Consider the following 19,948-nt stretch of genomic DNA (forward strand, 5'->3'; position numbering starts at 1 on the left):
TATGTATCTTATTTACCACAACCGCATTTCCTGCCCCAACACAATAAGTCCTTCATAAGGATCTCCTTCAATGTTTAATACTTGAGCAAAAGCAGGTTCTGTTTTTATACCGTTCTCTTTCAAGCGAAGAATTTCTTCCCTTATATGTGGATGCTGCATTAATAGCATGTGCTCTACTATCATATGTCTATATGCATTTTGGTTACGCACTGGCTTAGGCTGAGCAAATAATTCAAATTCAAAACCTTCGAATTCAAAATTTACCTTTATCGATTCAGTACCTTTCATTTTTTTCTTTTTTATATTGAACCCTCTATAAGAACCATATAAAGATCTCATTTCCTGCTCAAAAACATCAAAGTTATGTACTTCCATTACTATATCTAAGTCAGATTGGAGAGTATCAATTCTTATAGGGATTGTCCCGCAAAGAACGGGACTATACAAAGCTAAATCCTCCATTATGTTTAGTTTATTTAAAACATCATATACCTTTTGTTGTTTGTCATTCCCTGATTGTAAATATGTAATAGATGTAAACATGGAAGTCTCTCCTTCATTTCACGTAATACGTGGCTCACTAAAATCAAGAAAAATTTGTCCGTTTAAATTTGTTCTAGGATTACCTTTATTTCAATATATTAAGGCCAACAAACAATATGTTTCAACTTTTCTCCTATACTGCAATACTATAAAAATAAAAAAGGAGGAATTATTATGAGCATTTTTAACATTCTTTTAACCATACACATACTATTTGGAACAATATGCTTAATCACTGGTATTGTAGCGATGGTTGCTCAAAAGAAGAAAGGAAAACATACTGAATGGGGCGAGATATATCATGCATCCTATGTTGTCATTACCCTTACGGCAATAATATTATCCATTATCAACTGGGATAAAATCGCATATTTATTTTATGTAGCAATCTTCTCTTATTCATTTGCAATTTATGGATACCTCGCACGAAAAAAACGTTGGAAAAATTGGCTCCATCACCACATTAGAGGTATGTTAGGTTCTTATATAGGTGCAGTCACCGCACTTTTAGTAAATGTCGGCATCCATATTCCCATTATAAATTTACTTCCGCCAATATGGTTTTGGTTTTTACCCACATTAATTGGTATCCCCCTCGTAGCCAGTGTATCAAAAAAATATAAAAAGCGTAGTTAAAATTAATTACATTTTGATTACTTTCTGATTATTAGAATGAAAAATTATACTCTATATATTACGAATGATATTATGAGCACTCGTCCTATGAACATCTATAATAAAATGCCGCCCAACAGGACGGCTCTTATTTTTACTTTACAAATGTAACATATTCACCAGAAACCCATTGATTTCCACCAACATTATACCAACCATCTTTATATCCAAACGATTGATATTTTGCACCTTGGTACACATTTTTCACAATACCGTAATTTGTTCCTGGTCCGGTACGAACACGCAATACATCCGCTATTATAGTAACTACGCCTACACCATCGTTTGATGATTGTGAAGTTGCGGGTACATTTCCTCCCGTATAACGAATATATGATGGATCGTTATAAATCCACTGATCGCCACCTAAATTTAACCAGCCATTTGATTGCCCAAATACTTTGTAGGACTCTCCTTTCCCTAATTGGCGAATAACACCATATCCAGTACCAGGTCCTTTTCGTAAATTTACATTGCTACCGTTAATATAAGCTACCCCTACACCATCATTCGTTGGAGGAGGAGTCGCTACGTTTTGAAAACCTTTTCCAAAAGTATCCGTTCCATACCCTTTGTAGTTATATTGCAAATGCGGGCTATCCACAAATCCTTTCCAGTCACCGCCCCATTCAAAGCCAATTTGTTTAGCATAACGAATTGCTGATGCCCACGGTTCTTTATTATAGCCATTCCAATCTTCTGTACCATTCGACTGAATTGGAACAAAATCTAATGCTTGTCCTACTAAGTGATATGAGCGCATCGTTTGCGATGCTCCTTTACGAACATATTCACGTTGTTGCTCGACCGTACGGATTGTTTCGTAAATTAACACTTCAATACCATTGTCAATGCAGTACTGATACCACTTAAAAGCGGCAGCTTTCGTATTATCCGCTAATTTATTCAGATTACTTACATTTCTATTGTGGTATTTCAATATGCAACATCTCCTTTTCTATTATCATATGCAAAATTCGTCTCATGGGTTGTACATATACCTAGAACGATACGAAGTACAAATACATAAGAAGCCAATTCATCTAAAAAGGTTTTCACTTCTAGCTTCAAACTTTGTAAACTGAAATCAAAGCAATAAAAAACCACAACCTAGGTCTTCCAGTTGCGGTTTTTGGTATTTTCTTTTGATATGATACATGCCTTCTTGCATTGATAATCCTAGTATACAGGTTGTGTAAATTTTCCCTTTATGAATAACACTACTTATTCATGATTTTTCAAATCCAATATTGAATGTAAATGATCTGGATAATTGGTAAACATCCCGTCGACTCCCCATGCAAGTAACTTTTTCATATCATTTTCATTATCTACTGTAAATGGATGAACTTCTAATCCACTTTTCTTTATTTTCTTTACATAATCTGAATCGATATATTTGTAATTCATACCAAGACCTATGCAGTACATTTTATACTTTTCTATCTCTAATTTTGTTAATTGAACTGCTTTTTTATAAGGTAATAATTGTACTATGGATATATTACTATTTAAGCTATGAATCTTTTGTAGACTTTCTTCACTAAACGATTGAATAATAACTTTATCCTGTATTTCGTAGTAATTAATAATTTCTAATAATTTTTCTTCCATTCCTAAATATTCATCAGGTGATTTTGTTTCGATATAATAGTTCGCGTTATGCCCAAACGTTTCAATAATTTCTTTTAATGTTGGGACTTTAGCATTTTCAAATTCTTTCTTTGCTAAGTTCGGATATTTTTCATAAAAAAAAGAACCTGCATTTAGTTGCTTTATTTCTTCTAATGTATGCTCTTTCACTAGCCCAGTACCATTTGTTGTACGATTTAAGGTTTCGTCATGCATAGCCACTAAATGTCCATCTTTTGTCATTTGGAGGTCAATTTCTATATAATCTCCATTCATTTGTTGTCCTAATTTATATGCTGCTATTGTATGTTCAGGTGCGTACGCAGAAGCACCTCTATGTGCGATATTTTTTATATGATTTGATTGATTAATAGCTTTAGTATACTTATGTTCATTTATTTTCTGAAAAACAAAGATACTTATTACTATAAAGGCACAAATTATTGTAACAAGATATATCTTTTTCATAACGATTTATAAGCTCCTATATAAAGACGATTTAACTAGAATGATTTACTCAATTAAATGTCGATTTTCCAATACAGTCATTTTACCGATAGCTTGAAATCCCGATTTTTTATAAATATTGATTCCATCGTGTGAAGCTTGTAATACACAATAAGTATTTTTAAATTTTTGTGCTTCTTGCAGAAGGAAATTGAACATAGTAGATCCGAACCCTCGTCCTCTCATTCCTTCTTTAGTTGCTATGTCATAAATACCAATACTATCTTTTGAACATATCAATGAACCAACAGTTACGACTTCACCTTCATATAACCCTAAAAATAATTTCAGATTCTCACTGTTACATATATCAAGATTAGAAATTTGATTATAGAATGCTTGTACATGTATACCTTCTTCTGATGTGCCGAATAGATGAGCTAACGTTTCTCCAAATTTATTTATTTGTCCAGGGGAAGCTGCTTGTTGAATAGTAAAACTTACTGGCATGTTTATTGTTGGGGAAATTGTTTTTAAGTCTGCTACCATCGCAATATTCTGTTCCACTTCTTTTAAACCGATTTTAATTAACTCACTTTTTATATCCCGCTCTTGCTCCTCATCCCATAACCAAACACTCATTGGAAAATTTCTTTGATAATAGTATTCTACCTCTTTATATAATTTCTCGATCCCTTCCGTTAAATTATTGTTTAGTAGAGTGATGATATTAAATGTATCGGCAGGTAATCCACAATCAACAGCAATATAATCTTTCGTTTTTTTATACTCATTCCGGGCACAAATTGTGCAATATATGAAGTTTTAAATGCAAAGTTATCTAGTAATAGTTGTTTATAATTCATCAATAGTTCTCCTTTTCATAAAAAGTAACACTCGAATTTTTCTATATTAAATATAACATATTAGAAATTTACCATTTTCTATAAAAAGTACCTCTTTAAATTGTGCTCTATAGTTTAAAATAATTAAAAATGATATAACGTTGTCGGAATGAAAAAAGTGGTATATAATAAATATTAACATTACTAGTAATTATTTTAGGTATTCCTAGAATAAAGGAGCGATACATATGAAAATTACTATTTATTTCGGAAGTCATGAAGATCAAGATGTTCGTACTATGGACTGTCATTTAGATGTAGAAGATACAGAAGAGATTGTTTCTGTATCATAATATAAATAGTTAGGGTAAACCCTATTCCTTACAGCGTTTAAGGCACCTTTTATAAGGTGTCTTTTTTGTTATATTTTCATCAAAAACCCTTTACTTTATAGCGTTTTAATAGTAAAATATAAATATACGAACAAACGTTCTTTTTATTTTAAACGTACATGAAGGGATGATTTTAACAATGGCTCCATTAAAGCGCAGAGGAAGAAAAAAGCAAGCACCTATTATTTCAAATACAGGCTTTATCGGCTCTGTCTTTATTGATACATTGGAGTTACAAAAGAAATCCTATTATTTCGCTCGTAAAAAACTTCAAATTGTTCATCACGTATTAGATGGTCTCTCTGGAGCAACAAGTGCTTTATTTAAAGAACATAACATTTCAGCATACATGTCATGTGTGTATTTACATAAACAAAAGAAAATTGGTTTTGTTCTTTCAACGAAACCATTTGAACAAAGTGATGGCGTTGCTTATTTTGTAAATTATTTAATCGAAAAGAATTTTTACGGCGACCATGACGAAGATGTAGAATATCAAGAAGTATTTAATACAGGTTTTATCGGTGTAGTATTCGCTGATTTGTCTAGTATAGATCGCTTTAATTTCGAGTTTGAAATGGGTATGCTAACGAAATTAATGAAAGATATGATTATTCCGGTTAAAGAACTCTTTTTACGCCATAATGTACCGGCTTACATCTCCACTTCTCATTTAGAAGAACAAAACAAATTAGGTTTCGTTCTCTCTGTAAAGCCATATGATGAACGCGCTGAAGCTGATTTATATTTTGAAGCGTATTTAAAAGAACGAGGATTATTTATTGGTGATGAAGAAGATGATATTGATAAAATTGTTATTAGAAAAACAGCTGAATTACGATAGAAAAGCGCAGGATGCTGATCCTGCGCTTTTTATAATTTATGAAACTGATTTACCAAATAAACGGTATTAGTTTTTTTGTATTCTGTTTATACACTGTAAATTGTTCTCCATACTTTATCTGTAAGTAAGCATCAGATTTTGGAATATATTCAAAAATAAATACAAAGAACAGGCCTAGAGATATAAACAAACTATAAATATTGCTAGAGATAAATGCTAAACCTAACACCCAAAGGCAATCTCCCAGATAATTAATATGAATCGCATATTTAAATAAACCGCCTGTATATAGCTTACCTTGATTTACAGGATTATCTTTAAAGGATTTTCTAAGTAGCTCTGAAACTGTGTTTAACATACTTCCTCCTAAAAATAATATCCAACCTATTGTAAGTAATATTAAATTAGGATCCTGATTACTAGTAATCATTAAGATTGGAAAACCTAAATAATAAATTCCAAAAGCAATACTGTTCATAATGGCTTCTTGCCATGAAATCCCTCTAGGCAACCATATAAACATCATAGCTGTTAATCGTAAAGCGGTGATAATTAAAGCTATAAACAACCCTATTGAAATGCCTTGTTTGAAATAAGTAATGAAAAGCAAGTAAAACGCAATGATTAGATAGATAATCTCAGTAACTAAAATTAATATTTTTTCTTTTATTGTTGGCCGGTTTATACCATACATTGTGATACACCCCTTCCTTTATTCATTTTATAGGAAAATATACTTCTATGATGTTATTCTCCTCCTGTGTGCTATAAGGATTCGTTTTATAAACCTCAAACGGAGCGCCATTCAGTTTATAGTTATTTTCCTCAATCCAAACATGTAGCTTTGTATGAATAAAAGGTAATTCTTCGTAAGAATCAATAAGCGTAGCCATTGCGCAAAGACCGGGATTAAACACTTTTGTTTTATTAGTGGCTTCTGCAAGGGGAATCGCAATTTCTACATCATAATTTTCAGATACATATTCTGAACTATGGAATATAGCAAGTGGTTTTGCACTAGGTAATAAATTTTCAAATGAAATTTTACTAAACAACTCATTAAAGTGTGTTAGGAAATCAGCGGTATTAATTTGTTTTCGCTGAGATAATATATTATAGGTTAAGTGATTTACAAGATTAATCTCAATATGATTTAAGTAACCTATGTACTTTAACTGGAGAGGACTTGTACTACGCGTTCATATAAATTTTATAGACGTTAAGGATTTTGTTTTATGGGAAGTGTTCTTGCTATGGAATCGGAATTGTAAATATAGATGAACGTGATTCAAATCAAAAAAAGGTACTCCTAGAAGTACCTTTTTAACTATTCTATATGTGCGAACGTTTTCAAAAATTATTGGATATAAATTGACGTACGCATTGTATTAAATGGCGCGTTTATAGATGTTTTTTGGTATTCAAATGTTCCTTGTTGATGTCCAGATGCATCCCATTTGTAATACCAGCCAACGATTGGTTTTCCGCCGATTATTGTGGATCCAATACTTTTTACATTAGAACCATTCATTTTAGTAAACGGATTTTGACCGTATCCCATCTCTTTCGTTGTAATATATAAGTATTTTCCCCCGTGGTTACGTGTTGTGCTAAAGCTGTTTTGGTTAATTGTTTCTACTCCGCCCAGCTCAGACTCTACTTGTACGACGTTTAGTGAAGTAAGTGGTGCTGCTGGTCCAGCTGAAGCTTCTGTTGCCATCCCTAATCCGACGAACGCTGTGATTGCTAACGATGAAATCCCTAGTGCTGCTTTTTTAAACATAAAAAACATCCCCTTCCATCTATTGTTTTCTCTTTCATTGTCAATATAATCCTAATAATCTTATATGTAAATAGATTGTAACTGTAGAAATAAAAGGTAGAATATTCTGATTTATTAGCATTTAAAAATATGACTTCAACTTTTTTCGTTAAAGATAGTCATCAATCTCTAACTACTCTAACTACCTAATGACCTCAAATAAACGCTATTCAAGTCATTTTAAGAGGTACAAAAGACCTTATAGTATATAAGGTCTTTCCCAACACTCTGAAAAAACCCGTGAATGATTCACGGGTTTTACTTTAATAACTAATTGCTATTGTTCCCTCACCTGCATGAACCGCAAATGAAATTGGTAATGGATATAATTTGAAATCCATTTCGGGGAATGCTTGTTTAATATCTGCAATCCATTCTTCCGCTCCAGCTTTATCGTTAGCATGGAACATATGAAGTACTTTTGGTAATTCTTTTTCAAGTTCATTTTTAATATATTCTCGACATTTTTGGATTTTACGAACTTTCTTTTCAAGTAAAAGCTCTCCACCTTTTACTTCTAGTATTAAGTTCACACTTAATAAACTTCCAAGTAAAAATTGAATACCCTTTACACGACCACTCGCATATAAACCTTTTAAACTCTTTGGGAATACATGAAAAGGTCTTCTTTTTTCATCTACTAATGTTTTGTGTATATCTTGTAAAGTCATACCATCATTGTATAACGATTTCGCTTTTCTAATTAATTCATCCATTGGATAACTTGTTGTTTCACTGTCTAATACAGTTAATGGAAAACCTGCCATTTCTGCAGCTAACTTCATATTTTGATAGGTTCCACTTACTTTTCCGCTAATAGCAACTGCAAATCCTTCTTCATATCCTTCTTTGCATTTTGTAAACAACTCTACCATTTCCCCAATATTAGGTTGTGAAGTAGTGACTATTTTACCTTCGTTTAACGCATTATAAACCCGTTCACGTACACCTTCTTCACAATCTTTGTACGAAATTCCATCAATAATAACTTCGATTGGGATAACAAAGTTATCTCCTTCTGTTTTAAAATTCGCAGTTGTACTATCAGTAATCCAAGCAACACGCTTCATGTTGTTCCTCCCTTAATTCAATTCCTCTTTTCTAATTTTTCTATATATTTATGTTATAAAAAGAGAATATCCCTGTAATAGTAACAGGACTTTATTATTTTGGCTATAGTAGATGTATATTAAATGTGACTATTTCTTGTCTATTCCACAAATAAAAAAGAAAATCAAGGAATTTGCTCGATTTTCTTCTTATTCATATACTATTTAAAAGTTTCATTATCTAAAATTACAACATAATCATTCGTTAATCTTCCTGCCTCTTTTGTATAACTAACAAGCCTTTGTATATTATCACAGCAAATTTTTGCTCCCCATACGAGTAACGGTATGCCAATAAAATCGATATGGAACCTTCTAGAAAACAGACCACCAAAAGTCATTGGTAAAGGTACGGTTGGTGATGTATTAGAAAAAATAATTTTTTCATGACTTTGATAATGTTTTTGCAAGATTTCTCCTAAATGCTTCATCGCTGGTACAACAACTTTTGATGCGCCACATCCAATCGTATATACAGGATGACCGTTTTCGTCTATTCCATGAAAAATAATTTTTCCCATATCTTCTGTTTTCAATTTATTAAAGTAATCTACATTCAAAATTTCTTCTTTTGTTAACTTACGATCCGTTGGTAATTTATTTAAATGATACGCTGCAGCTAGTGATGTTGTATGTGTACCGCCGAAGTCTGTGTAAATGTATATCATATTATCATCCCTTGTTGTAAAAGTTCAATGTTATTTAGTATTACCGTTCGCAACAATGTTAAACAAGGGATGCATGTATTTACGCTTTTTGTGTTAATTCATTATATTTTTTCCAAATATAATAACGTCTACTAATTACGGTGCCTAATGTAATACATAAAAAGGCATTTGTTACAACCATTAGTGTCTGGTGCGTGCTACCAGAAAACATACTTTGTTTAATAATAATTTTTACTCCTAAAATAACAAGAAGAATTATTGTACTTACCCAATTTCCTTTCCGTAGTACATGACCCGTTTCACTATCTAATCGAAATGTTAAAGCTTTCCCCCGTATAATTCCAATACCTAAGCCAATTCCAAGCATTACAAAAAACAGTAGTCCTTGCAGCAAAGTTATTTGTCCCATACGAATAATGGACTGAACTGTTACAAAGCACAACAAAGCCGGAATGAGCCAAATACGGTTTATTTTCACTTTTCGTTCTTTACTTTGCATCAAAACAATAATAAGAACAACAAGTAAAATATCCATTTAGAATCCTCCTATAAACTTGTTTATCTTTAAAGATTATATTCTCCTCTTTTCATTCCATAATTGAAATACAATAGCTACTTTCAAGTGTAAGATGGAAAATGTGAGTTCTCATCAGCCTTAAGCATTATTTATAAAAATAAAAAGACGTACTTTTTACTCGTACGCTTTTAATAACTCGTTTAAACTCCTATTTATCAACTAATTCCACACCTTTAGAATTAGTTTTACCCAACAATCGAATGTTAAATTTATTAATAGCTTTTAAAAAGATATTATAAATACAATATCCAACAATAGAACCTATAACATTACAGATCACATCATCAATATCAGTAATACGTCCCACTCCACTAAATAAAGACTCAATTAATTGTAGCAATTCAATACTAACTGATATAGCAAATCCTAATAAAATATTATTTTTGAATTTCGTATATTTATCCCATAAGATTGGTGCTGAAAATCCTAAAGGCATTAATAATAAAATATTCCCGCCTACATTTCTTACAATTAGACCAATCATAAACAGGGCATCCCCATCATAAGCACTACCAATTTGATTGATGTCTTTAATAATTGATGCAAATGGTATTATATTGACCGAGCGATTCAGATTTTCAACATTAGAAGGAAAACCAATTGGTAAAGGGAATAAAGTTACTGCAACAACCATACAAATGTAGACCACGAATAAAAAACTTATTATTTCTTTCCACCAAATCACATGTTTTTTATTTTTGGTACCAATTAATATTCCACGTACAATTAAATAACAAATAACCCCTAAAATAATAAACAAACTACCGTTGATCATATACAAATTGCTAACACGCCCTTTCATATGAATGAATAATTAAAATTTACAACTATATAGTAATGTTTTCGAATTCCAAAATCTATATAATTGTATATATTTTTATGAAATTATAAAACCCTTTATTTACTAAATAAAGGGTTTCTCGTTAACTAAAATATTTTTCAAAATAGAAACTATCATGAACCCGTTTAAATTATTTTTGTATCTCTTCTTTAATATCCATATAATTAAAAAGCTCTTTCTATTTCTGTCATTAATTTTTCGGGTCCTGCCCCTTTATTCGATGGAATAACTAAAGTGATTCCTAATTCTGGATATATAGACGAGCGAAAACTGACGCCTGGATCATATCCCATTATATGATATTTGAATACCTTGTTTTCTCGTGTTTCAATCCATATTCCATAGCCGTAAGACTGTTTATCATTTACTTGAATGTGGGGAGTTAAAAGTAACTTTGTATATTCCTTTCCTAAAATTTCATTATTAAATAGTGCCGCCCAAAATTTCAGCATGTCTGGTGCAGTAACATATGCACCTCCATCAGCTCCTCCTTTTATTGGTATAGAGTAGGCGTTTGTTCTCCAATTTTGGTTAGTTTCATCCTTTATATATCCTAGTGCTGTATGTCTTGGTAATCTATCTAAAGAAAAATAGCCAGAATCATTCATACCAATTGGATTAAATATGTTCTTTTCTATATACTCCGTAAATTTAAATCCCGTCTGTTCTTCTATTATTAATCCGAGTATGATAAAACCTGCATTGTTGTAGTGAAACTTACTTCCAGGTGTAAACATCATATTACTGTTTTGGAATAATGGTAAAAAATCTTTTAAGCTCTTTAATAGATACATAGGTGTTTGTTTCCAAAGATCTTCGAAGTTATCCATAATACTTTCATCAAAATAATCTGGTATACCAGCGCTATGCGTTAGTAGTTGATGTATTGTAATATCTTCATCAAAGTTTGGAAATTTTATCTCTAGACAATCTTTTAATTTTGTATGAAAAGAAATAACACCTTTTTCAACAAGTTGACAGATGCCAATTGCAGTGAAAATTTTACATCCTGAGGCAATGCCGAATCTTGTTTGTATCGTATTGCTTATACATTCACTTTGGTTTGCGTAACCCAATGCTTTTTCATAGACTAGTTTTTTTTCTTTTTTTACTAAAACTACTCCAGAGAAATCTATTTCCTTTTGTATTTCTTTTACAATTTTATTAATCTCATCTTTTGTTTTTATCACGACAACCACCCTTATCTTTCCAAATTGTTCTTTCCCCTTATTAATTTTTCCATATAAAGGGGAAAGAACCCTCTTATTGAATACGATAAATTGTTAATGAGAACACAAAGTTTATTTCGAATTTATCCCGCATTAACGGACAGTAAGACCCCCACCTCAAAATTCAGTGGAAGTTAAGCGGGGGATGAACAAAACCCCCACTGATTAAAGTTTCACTTTATTGATTCAGTAGAATACAACTTAGATTGCAATGGGAATAAAGTAAACACACACAATACGATAGTGATAAATAACATTATTAATGACCCTACAATAACTACAAGTTGTATAGAAATGAACTGAGTCGCAACACCAGATAATATTGTAATAAAAATTGTTACTAACGCAATAATAAGCCCATATATACTCCCGATCCGTCCCATCATATGAACAGGGATGTTATTTTGGTAAAATGTATAAAATCCTGTATTTGCATATGCCATCGAAAAAGATAAAATAAAGAATCCAATAGCAGCTATTAAAAATACATTTGAAAAGGCATAAATTAAATAACCAATTGCGATGAATAATGATCCTATTCCAATTAGAAATGAAGGTGCTAATTTCTTTGACAAAATTGTATTTGTTATGGCACCTAATATATAGCCTGCACCAGCTATACTAACTAGAAAACCGTATTCACTATCTGTTAGTAGTAATACCTCTTTCGCAAACGATAGTTCAAGTGAATCAGTAGCAGTTGCTAATACGAACATACTTTGAAATAAGAAATACACATATACGACATACACATGTTTTCTACTAAAATTTATAACAGTGCTCCAATCTTTTTTTAATACTGTAAGGGATAATGTATTACTAGTTGTATCCGAATCTTTTTTCTTATCAAGGTTGGGTAAAAGTAATGTAATTAATCCTGATAAGAGAAATGCTATAGCATTCATATATATAGCGAATTCTGGTGTACCCGCAATTAATAATCCCCCCGCTACTGCTGGTCCAATTAGTGATGCACCAGATCCTATTAAACTACGTAGTGAGTTGAAACGTTGTCTTCGCTCTACTGGAATTAATTTCGTCATATACGTCATAGCAGTTGACTCATAAATTGCACTGGCCATACTTATAAAGAATACGAATACATAAACAATCCAAAGTGACGGAAGTAAAGGTAAAATAGCGATAAATAACGCACGATATATATCGAGGTGAATCATTAACTTCCGTTTATTTAAACGATCAATCATACTCCCAGACCAAGCGTTTGTAAATAAAGTGGCTAATGGTTTTATTACATATAAAGTAGCAACAGCTAAGGCTGAGCCACCCATATTATAGACAAGTACATTCAGTGCTATTAAGTAAATCCATGCCCCTAAATTCGCAATACCAACTCCGGACAATAGTAATAAAGGATATTTCCAATCTTTAAGTAAGTTTTTCATTTTTGGCCCCCGCTTTCCAAATTGTTTTACAACAATAAAAAAATCCCACCCCCAAGACTTTTAATCTTAGGGACGAGATTATCATCGCGGTGCCACCCTAGTTTGTTAATATGTCACCATACTAACCTTATCAGGTACTGCATTCTCATTCATGCTTATACCATAGCTCTATAACGGGAGCTCCCGTCACACCACCCCCTTCATAACAGGTTCCGGTGTACTGCTCAGAGGCTTGATTCAATAAAGAATTTTTACTCCTTTTCAGCTAAATGGAGCTCTCTGTGAAAAATTCATTTTATTTACTATTCTCTTCACTGCATTTGATTTTTTCCATATTATCACAAATGATTTTAACTGTAAATAAAAAATAATCAGATATTTAATAACGTATTATTATTAATTCGCTTATTTATTATTTTTTCTAAAAATTACGGTGCGTGAAATTACTTATAACTCTAAAGAAAGAGCCATTTTCATATAGCTCCTTCCAAATACCTGAATTAATTTGTATTCGCCTCTGTTAACGGTTGTAACGGCGGTTCTAATTCTATTTCTAGTGTATCTCCTTCTTGTAAACCTTGTCCTTTTTCAATACTTTGGCTCGTTACATAACCCGTACCAGAAGTTTTCAAATCTAATTTCAAAAGCTTAGAGAAATACATAACATCACGCATGGACCAACCTTTTACATTTGGCATATGTGCGTTATTTCCTAATAAAAATATACGATCTCCTTCACTTATTACCTCGCCAGACTGTGGGTATTGTTTTATTATTTTTCCTTCTCCTAAAATTACCGGCTGTAGCTTCTCTTTTTCTACACTTTTCTCTATTGTATCCATCGATTTATTTACATAATTTTGCACTTTTAATTGAGATTGTTTCGCTGCATCAGCTATTTGTTTTTCTGTATACGGTTTCACTTTTAAATATTCAAGGCTGTTTTTTATAACAGGTTTAAATATTTCAGCAAGAGGCTGAGCTCCATACTCATCTCCTTTTAACTTTGGCTGCTTAATAGCTAAGTATACGATTAACTCCGGATCATCAATTGGAGCCATTCCTAAAAAGGAGAAAATGTAATTCTCTTTCCCTTCCATATATCGGCCGTTTTCAGGATTCGGGATTTGTGCTGTTCCTGTCTTACCTCCAATTGGATAACCATCCACTTTATACATTGTACCAGTTCCTTTTGAAGATGTTATAACACGCTCCATTAAGCTTCTAACCTTGTCCGCTGTTTCTTTTTTTATCGGATTCCCAATTTCTTTCGGTTGATTTTCCATAATAACTTCTTTGTTTGTTGGATTTACAATTTTATCAACGATATATGGTTGCATCATTTTCCCGTCATTTGCTATTGCAGTAGCCGCTTGGATTAATTGAATAGGAGTTACTGTAGAACCTTGGCCGAAAGAAGTTGTAACTTGTTGAATTTGCGTATTTAATAATAAAGTATTTTTACTTTCACCAGGTAAATCTATTCCTGTTTTTTGATTGAATCCAAATTTATTCATATATTGCTTAAATTTATTTGGTTTCAGTAACTGATCTTCTAAAATAGAGAAAGCTACGTTTGATGACCTTTCAAAACCTTCATCAAACGTAATTGATCCCCATCCAAATCCACCATTATGATCTTTTATATCAGATGAACCCACGGAATATTTTCCAGATTGAAAATATTCTTTTCCGTTATATACACCTTCATTAATGGCAGCTGCTAACGTAAAAACTTTCATTGTTGAACCTGGTTCATATGCATTTGCAATCGGATCATTTAAAAAGTATTCGATATCACCTACATTAGGATTGTAACTAGGTTTACTAGACATTGCTAAAACCTTTCCTGTTTTTGGATCAGCAATAATTCCAATTAACATAGAAGGATCATAATGCTCTTGTGCTTTGTTCATCGCTTCTTCTAAAAAGCTATTAATTTGTTTATCAAGGGTTAAATATACGTTATTCCCATTTTTAGCAGGTTCTACTTTACCTATATCATTCGTAAGCGGAATCCCCCTTCGTGTACCCACATATTCTATATTCCCGTTTGTAGAGCGCAAATATTTATCCAAACTCTTTTCAAGCCCAAACTTTCCTTCTGTATTCCCTTTATCATCTGGTCTAGCAAAACCAAGTATATAGGATGCAAAGTCTTCATTCGGATACACTCTTGCTTTTTCCGTCATAAAAGATACACCTGGTATTTTTAAATTATTAATTTTTTCCTTCGTTTCCCTAGATAAGTTCCGACCAATTTTTCCAATTTCAACTTGTGTACGCCCTTCATGCAAGTTTTTCAATACTTCTTCTTTATCAATTTCAAGCGCATCGGCTAATTGTTGTGCGGTTTCATCTTTATTTTTCACTTTATCTTTTCCTTTTAAATTCACAACAACTCGATACGTTGTAGAATCTTGTACTAACACCTTCCCGGTTTGGTCATAGATAGTGCCACGATTCGCTTCTAAAACACCTTTTTTATTATGTTGTTCATTCGCTAGATCCTTTACATTCACATTATGCACGACTCCTACTGCCTGAATATAGAATATACGCAAAATCATAATAAGAAACAAAACAATAAAAGCAATCATCATATATCGAGCGCCTTTATTCGTTTGGAGTTTTTGCATACTTATCTCCTCTCTTTTGGAATGGATTCGTACGAAGATACGTTTTTAAATTTGTAATTTTTGTTTGCGATACTATATGTTTCGAAGTTTTCTTTTTAATTCCTTTAAAACAATGCAAAACTAACTGTTGTTATTTTGTGTCATTATTTTATATAATTTAAATTCGGTGCGTGAAATTTCAAAATATTAATTAGTACAACTTGATTACAGAGCACTCTAAACTCTTTTCTTATTTCCTATAAAAAAGTTCCCCTCTGGATGTCCAAAGGGGAACTTTTTTATAATACAATTATGCGATATGGTTATATTTCGCTAAGAAAGGAATTCGTCTCGCTACTAATGCATACATTTTGAATACAAGTTTCGCTATTGGTTCAAACATACGTGCACTTTGCATTACTAATGCGCTCATAATAAGTGTTAAGAATGCTGCACCAAGTATATCTAAAGGATAATGAACACCTACGTACATACGTGATATACCGACTAATACTGCCCATAATAGCGCGATATATTTCAGTTTTTCTCCTCTAAGAATAAATACGAAGACGATTGAAAATACAAGTACAGAATGATCGCTAACGAATGATGAATCTGCTGCATGTGGTACTAATTGATGTACATCATGTGATACGAACGGACGCGGATGGTAATATACTGCGTGTATAAGAACATTTACTAATAATGCAAAAATAACCGAAAGCGTCGTATATAAAACTGTATATTGTTTTCTAATTGCCTTATCTTTCTTTCCATTATTAAACCATAAGATAAGCATAAATAAAATGGCTACGTATGCAGCGCTATTTGTAATAGCAACCATTAACGTATCTAATAGTTTGGATGAATCAGCAAAATTATTAAACCACTGAAATACTGTGTAATTCATTAAACTCTCTCCTTACATACAAGTGTTCTTGATTTACACAGTATACAATACCATTATGAAAATAGGCTTAAACTTTTTTCATCTAATTCTCATTTTACTATTATTCATATGACAATTATAAAACAAATTTTATACGCTATTTATGTATAAAGCTGGTAAGCCTTTATAATAAGGCGGTTCGTATTTTTTCATGTTTGGGATACATAACATATTCATTTAAATATACTAATTGCAAAATCATATTTTTTAATTCATTTGAAGTACAATATTTCCGAATTGTTCTCCATGTTCCATACGGCTTAGTGCTCGAATTGCTTCTTCTAACGAGTAAACTTTATCAATAATTGGTTTAATTTGATGTTTTTCTATAAACTTTATCATCTCATTAAATTCCTCACCGCTACCCATGGATGTTCCCATAATATCAATTTGATTGTAAAATAGCGCGCGTAATGGTAATTCAATTTTATCTCCTGAGCTTGCACCAAAATTCACGATTCTTCCATTTGGTTTTAATACATCAAAATATTTCAAAAAAGTTGCCGGACCTATACTATCTATTATTAAATCTACTTTTTCACCTTGTAAGCTCTCTTCCCAATTTCCAGCACTATGAAAAGAAATATCTGCACCATATTTCTCAGCAAGTTCCCTTTTATTCTCTACCCTAGAAGTAACACTCACTTTTGCGCCAATTGCTTTCGCGAATAACATGGCAAATGTAGCAACACCACCGCCTATTCCCGGAATTAAAACGTGTTCGCCGCACTTCAGTCTACCTTTTGTAAAAAGCGCTCTATATGCAGTTAGTGCGGATAAAGATAAAACACCTGATTCTTCCCAAGTAAGATATGAAGGCTTTTCTACTACATTTTCAGCTGGTACAATTACATATTCAGCAAACGTTCCATCTTTCGGTCCACCTAGCACTTCCGGTAACTCCGGTACTTCAGTAGCATGTTCCCATCCAATACTAGGATTAATAATAACTTCTGTATGTAGTTTAATATTTGAAACTCCTTCTCCTATTTCTGTAACAACTCCTGATCCATCTGACCCTATTACTAATGATAGATCCATTTCTTTTCTATTATTTATAATAAATAAATCCCTATGATTTAATCCTGCAGCTTTTAACTTTACTTTTACTTCACCTGCATTAGGACTTATCTCAGGTGAAAATTTATATTCTAATCCCTCTAATCCTTTTTTATATTGATGTACAATAGCTTTCATTGCTTAATTCCCCCTTAATATTTCCAATGTACTCGAAATATCAAAATAAATAAAATAGTTTGCCTCCAATAATTAGAACTTATATATTTTGTCATGAAAAAAACAAAAAATCCCCTCCCTATAAAAAGTATAGGAAGAGGTTTCAAAACTAGTTAGATAAGAATCTATAAATTTATTAAGTTCTAGCTAATTCTAATATTTTTCGAATAAACGGCGCTTTTGCCTTTGTATACGACACACGATCAAAAGTATATGTAATAGCAAGCATCTCTTTTAATTCTCTATATTCTTCACGTGCCCATTCATGGCTTATTAGAAAGTCCCGAAATAAAATATTGTTTCTCCATTCTTCGCTATTATAAATATAAACATGCAAATGATGAGTACCTGCTCTCCATTTTCCCTTTCTAAAAAAGCGCCAATTCGTAGCTTCTTTTGGAACAAACTCATATCCAATTTCAGATAGAATTTCTATCCAGTTTCCAGTAATTTGCAAGTCCGTTACGCCAATCATCATATCAATAAGAGGTTTAGCTCCTAATCCTTTTACTGCAGTGCTTCCTATATGTTCAACAGCAATTATTTCTTGTCCTAACAAGGAACAGAATTTCTCTTTTTCTTTTATATACTCTTCAACCCAGTCTTTTTGATATGCTTTAATAACAATTTGTTGGTCCATTATATTCACCTCTTTATAAGTGTTTATCATTATATTTATAAAATTTTATATTATTAGCATAGGATTTCCATAAAATATGTCGAAATAGTGGAATGTACAACTTAATTATATTAAATGTGAGGTAATCTATGAAAGATAATTCCGTGGAAATTCAGTTAAATAACGTAACATTCCAATTGAAAGAATATCATAATTTTGATTGGCTTATTAAATTAGGGACCGTATTTGCAGTTTTTGACCAGCAAGATTCAGGTAATATAAGTTTTGGTATAGAAAAAGATGGTCATAAGAAATTTATTAAATACGCAGGAGCACAAACAATTGCATATGAAGGAACAAGAAGGGATGCTATTGAAAGGCTAAAAAATTCAGTTACTATCTATGAAGATTTAAAGCATGACTCGCTTATAAGATTAATCGATCATTTTCCAGTTCAATCTGGATATGTATTAATTTTCGATTGGTTTGATGGTGAATGTCTTCATTCGCATTGGCGTTTCCCACCTCCTGAGAAATATAAAAATCCAAACTCTCCATTTTATAAATTTAGACATTTGTCTGCTATAAAACGAACTCATTCCTTACATTCCATTTTTTCTTTCCATACTTATGTAGAAAAGAAAAACTATGTATCGATAGATTTTTATGACGGTAGTATTTTATATAATTTTAATACAAACGAAACAAAAATTTGTGATATAGATTTATACAGTAAGAAACCTTACATAAATAGAATGGGCCGGCTATGGGGTTCCTCCCGTTTTATGTCACCAGAGGAATTTGAACTAAACGCTATAATTGATGAAAGAACAAATGTATTTAATATGGGAGCAATGGCTTTCTCACTTCTAGGCGGTGAAAAAGATCGTTCCTTTATAAAATGGGAAGCAAGTAAGGAATTATATGAGGTAGCGTATCGTGCTGTAAATGAAAATCGGGCAGAACGGTATGCATCAGTTACAGAATTCTATGATTCGTGGTTAAACGCGGCGAATGCAGAAAGGATATAACCTTAAATTATTAAAAGAAATATAGAGTTTATACTGTTATCATGTATATTAAGACTGTTTTTATGAGTATTTCGTATAAAGTGTGATGTAACTGATTAAAGCTATTTTCAAAGGCGACATATCGGCAATAAGTTATGTCTATTCTGTATAAGTGTTAGCAAGTTCGTTTGCAAACTTGCTAACACTTTTTTGTTTAAATAATTCACACATTTTTTCTTAATATACTGATTATGTTTCCAATTGTGTACTAATGTGTGGGTTTGACTACCCATATTTTAGACAAAATGGACGGTAAGGGTGAGGACAATATAAATATGTCTTTTTCTTTGTATATGTTTATTTCACGAGCTATAAATTTTTTCAATTCCAAGCATGTGTATCATATTCTTCATTATTACAATAAATGCATTTCACGGTAAAGATAGGGAATTTGTATATCTAATATTCATAATTTATGTTATGGTA

19 protein-coding genes, 2 pseudogenes and 1 other annotated feature are annotated in these 19,948 nt (G+C 32.0%); of the genes and pseudogenes, 3 read left to right on the forward strand and 18 right to left on the reverse strand.

Annotation, left to right across the window (positions count from 1 at the left end):
• Positions 1–12 precede the first annotated feature (12 nt).
• A complete protein-coding gene (locus ACYFX0_RS26515) occupies positions 13–543 on the reverse strand; it encodes a DUF4269 domain-containing protein (RefSeq protein ID WP_000495184.1) in 531 nt (176 codons plus the stop codon).
• Between the two features lie 174 nt (positions 544–717).
• Here ACYFX0_RS26515 and ACYFX0_RS26520 point away from each other — a divergent pair, with 174 nt between their 5' ends.
• A complete protein-coding gene (locus tag ACYFX0_RS26520; RefSeq protein ID WP_000021744.1) occupies positions 718–1,179 on the forward strand; it encodes a DUF2306 domain-containing protein in 462 nt (153 codons plus the stop codon).
• 133 nt (positions 1,180–1,312) lie between these two features.
• Here ACYFX0_RS26520 and ACYFX0_RS26525 read toward each other — a convergent pair whose 3' ends face one another.
• The 4 genes and pseudogenes from ACYFX0_RS26525 to ACYFX0_RS26540 form a co-directional block, all read right to left on the reverse strand.
• Positions 1,313–2,158: an SH3 domain-containing protein gene (locus ACYFX0_RS26525; protein WP_086398306.1), complete on the reverse strand. Its 846-nt coding sequence runs from the start codon at positions 2,156–2,158 to the stop codon at positions 1,313–1,315.
• Positions 2,155–2,325, reverse strand: coding sequence for a hypothetical protein (locus ACYFX0_RS26530; protein ID WP_000232343.1), 171 nt, complete (start codon positions 2,323–2,325; stop codon positions 2,155–2,157). Before ACYFX0_RS26530 ends, ACYFX0_RS26525 begins: the two co-directional genes overlap by 4 nt.
• 117 nt (positions 2,326–2,442) lie before the next feature.
• Positions 2,443–3,318, reverse strand: a complete 876-nt coding sequence (locus ACYFX0_RS26535; protein ID WP_016098587.1) for a glycerophosphodiester phosphodiesterase — start codon at positions 3,316–3,318, stop codon at positions 2,443–2,445.
• A gap of 45 nt (positions 3,319–3,363) precedes the next feature.
• Positions 3,364–4,163, reverse strand: a pseudogene (locus tag ACYFX0_RS26540) (GNAT family N-acetyltransferase).
• A gap of 510 nt (positions 4,164–4,673) precedes the next feature.
• On the opposite strand from ACYFX0_RS26540, the gene ACYFX0_RS26545 reads away from it, so the two are divergent.
• A complete protein-coding gene (locus ACYFX0_RS26545) occupies positions 4,674–5,378 on the forward strand; it encodes a hypothetical protein (protein WP_000035353.1) in 705 nt (234 codons plus the stop codon).
• Positions 5,379–5,427: 49 nt separating this feature from the next.
• Here the strand turns inward: ACYFX0_RS26545 and ACYFX0_RS26550 are convergent, their stop codons facing one another.
• The 13 genes and pseudogenes from ACYFX0_RS26550 to ACYFX0_RS26610 form a co-directional block, all read right to left on the reverse strand.
• The gene (locus ACYFX0_RS26550; protein WP_106082079.1) at positions 5,428–6,072 is read right to left on the reverse strand and encodes a methyltransferase family protein; all 645 of its coding nucleotides are present in this window, start codon (positions 6,070–6,072) and stop codon (positions 5,428–5,430) included.
• A 22-nt stretch (positions 6,073–6,094) separates the two neighbouring features.
• Positions 6,095–6,544: pseudogene (locus tag ACYFX0_RS26555) on the reverse strand (GyrI-like domain-containing protein); the annotation flags it as partial.
• A gap of 191 nt (positions 6,545–6,735) precedes the next feature.
• Positions 6,736–7,161, reverse strand: a complete 426-nt coding sequence (locus ACYFX0_RS26560) for a DUF4879 domain-containing protein (protein WP_000472921.1) — start codon at positions 7,159–7,161, stop codon at positions 6,736–6,738.
• Between the two features lie 302 nt (positions 7,162–7,463).
• Positions 7,464–8,270 (reverse strand): DegV family protein, encoded by an 807-nt coding sequence (locus ACYFX0_RS26565; protein ID WP_000831919.1) that lies wholly within the window; start codon positions 8,268–8,270, stop codon positions 7,464–7,466.
• Between the two features lie 200 nt (positions 8,271–8,470).
• Positions 8,471–8,977, reverse strand: a complete 507-nt coding sequence (locus ACYFX0_RS26570) for a DUF3189 family protein (RefSeq protein ID WP_106082077.1) — start codon at positions 8,975–8,977, stop codon at positions 8,471–8,473.
• Positions 8,978–9,056: 79 nt separating this feature from the next.
• Positions 9,057–9,512 (reverse strand): DUF1453 family protein, encoded by a 456-nt coding sequence (locus tag ACYFX0_RS26575; protein WP_000353716.1) that lies wholly within the window; start codon positions 9,510–9,512, stop codon positions 9,057–9,059.
• 190 nt (positions 9,513–9,702) lie between these two features.
• A complete protein-coding gene (locus ACYFX0_RS26580; RefSeq protein ID WP_000281840.1) occupies positions 9,703–10,335 on the reverse strand; it encodes a VanZ family protein in 633 nt (210 codons plus the stop codon).
• A gap of 224 nt (positions 10,336–10,559) precedes the next feature.
• Positions 10,560–11,585 (reverse strand): serine hydrolase domain-containing protein, encoded by a 1,026-nt coding sequence (locus ACYFX0_RS26585; protein ID WP_000598054.1) that lies wholly within the window; start codon positions 11,583–11,585, stop codon positions 10,560–10,562.
• Positions 11,586–11,797: 212 nt separating this feature from the next.
• Entirely contained in the window at positions 11,798–13,030 is a 1,233-nt protein-coding gene (locus ACYFX0_RS26590; protein WP_000793350.1) for an MFS transporter, read from the reverse strand.
• A 65-nt stretch (positions 13,031–13,095) separates the two neighbouring features.
• Positions 13,096–13,354: a binding site (T-box leader), on the reverse strand.
• 176 nt (positions 13,355–13,530) lie between these two features.
• A complete protein-coding gene (locus ACYFX0_RS26595; protein WP_001170953.1) occupies positions 13,531–15,669 on the reverse strand; it encodes a penicillin-binding protein in 2,139 nt (712 codons plus the stop codon).
• 289 nt (positions 15,670–15,958) lie between these two features.
• Positions 15,959–16,558: an undecaprenyl-diphosphatase gene (locus ACYFX0_RS26600; protein ID WP_001110130.1), complete on the reverse strand. Its 600-nt coding sequence runs from the start codon at positions 16,556–16,558 to the stop codon at positions 15,959–15,961.
• Between the two features lie 246 nt (positions 16,559–16,804).
• On the reverse strand, positions 16,805–17,794 hold the full coding sequence (locus tag ACYFX0_RS26605) for a zinc-binding dehydrogenase (RefSeq protein WP_000644526.1): 990 nt from the start codon (positions 17,792–17,794) through the stop codon (positions 16,805–16,807).
• A 175-nt stretch (positions 17,795–17,969) separates the two neighbouring features.
• Positions 17,970–18,473, reverse strand: a complete 504-nt coding sequence (locus ACYFX0_RS26610) for a GrpB family protein (RefSeq protein WP_106082075.1) — start codon at positions 18,471–18,473, stop codon at positions 17,970–17,972.
• A gap of 128 nt (positions 18,474–18,601) precedes the next feature.
• Here ACYFX0_RS26610 and ACYFX0_RS26615 point away from each other — a divergent pair, with 128 nt between their 5' ends.
• Positions 18,602–19,483, forward strand: coding sequence for a protein kinase domain-containing protein (locus ACYFX0_RS26615; protein ID WP_106082074.1), 882 nt, complete (start codon positions 18,602–18,604; stop codon positions 19,481–19,483).
• Positions 19,484–19,948 lie beyond the last annotated feature (465 nt).

Source organism: Bacillus sp. NEAU-Y102 (assembly GCF_054788175.1).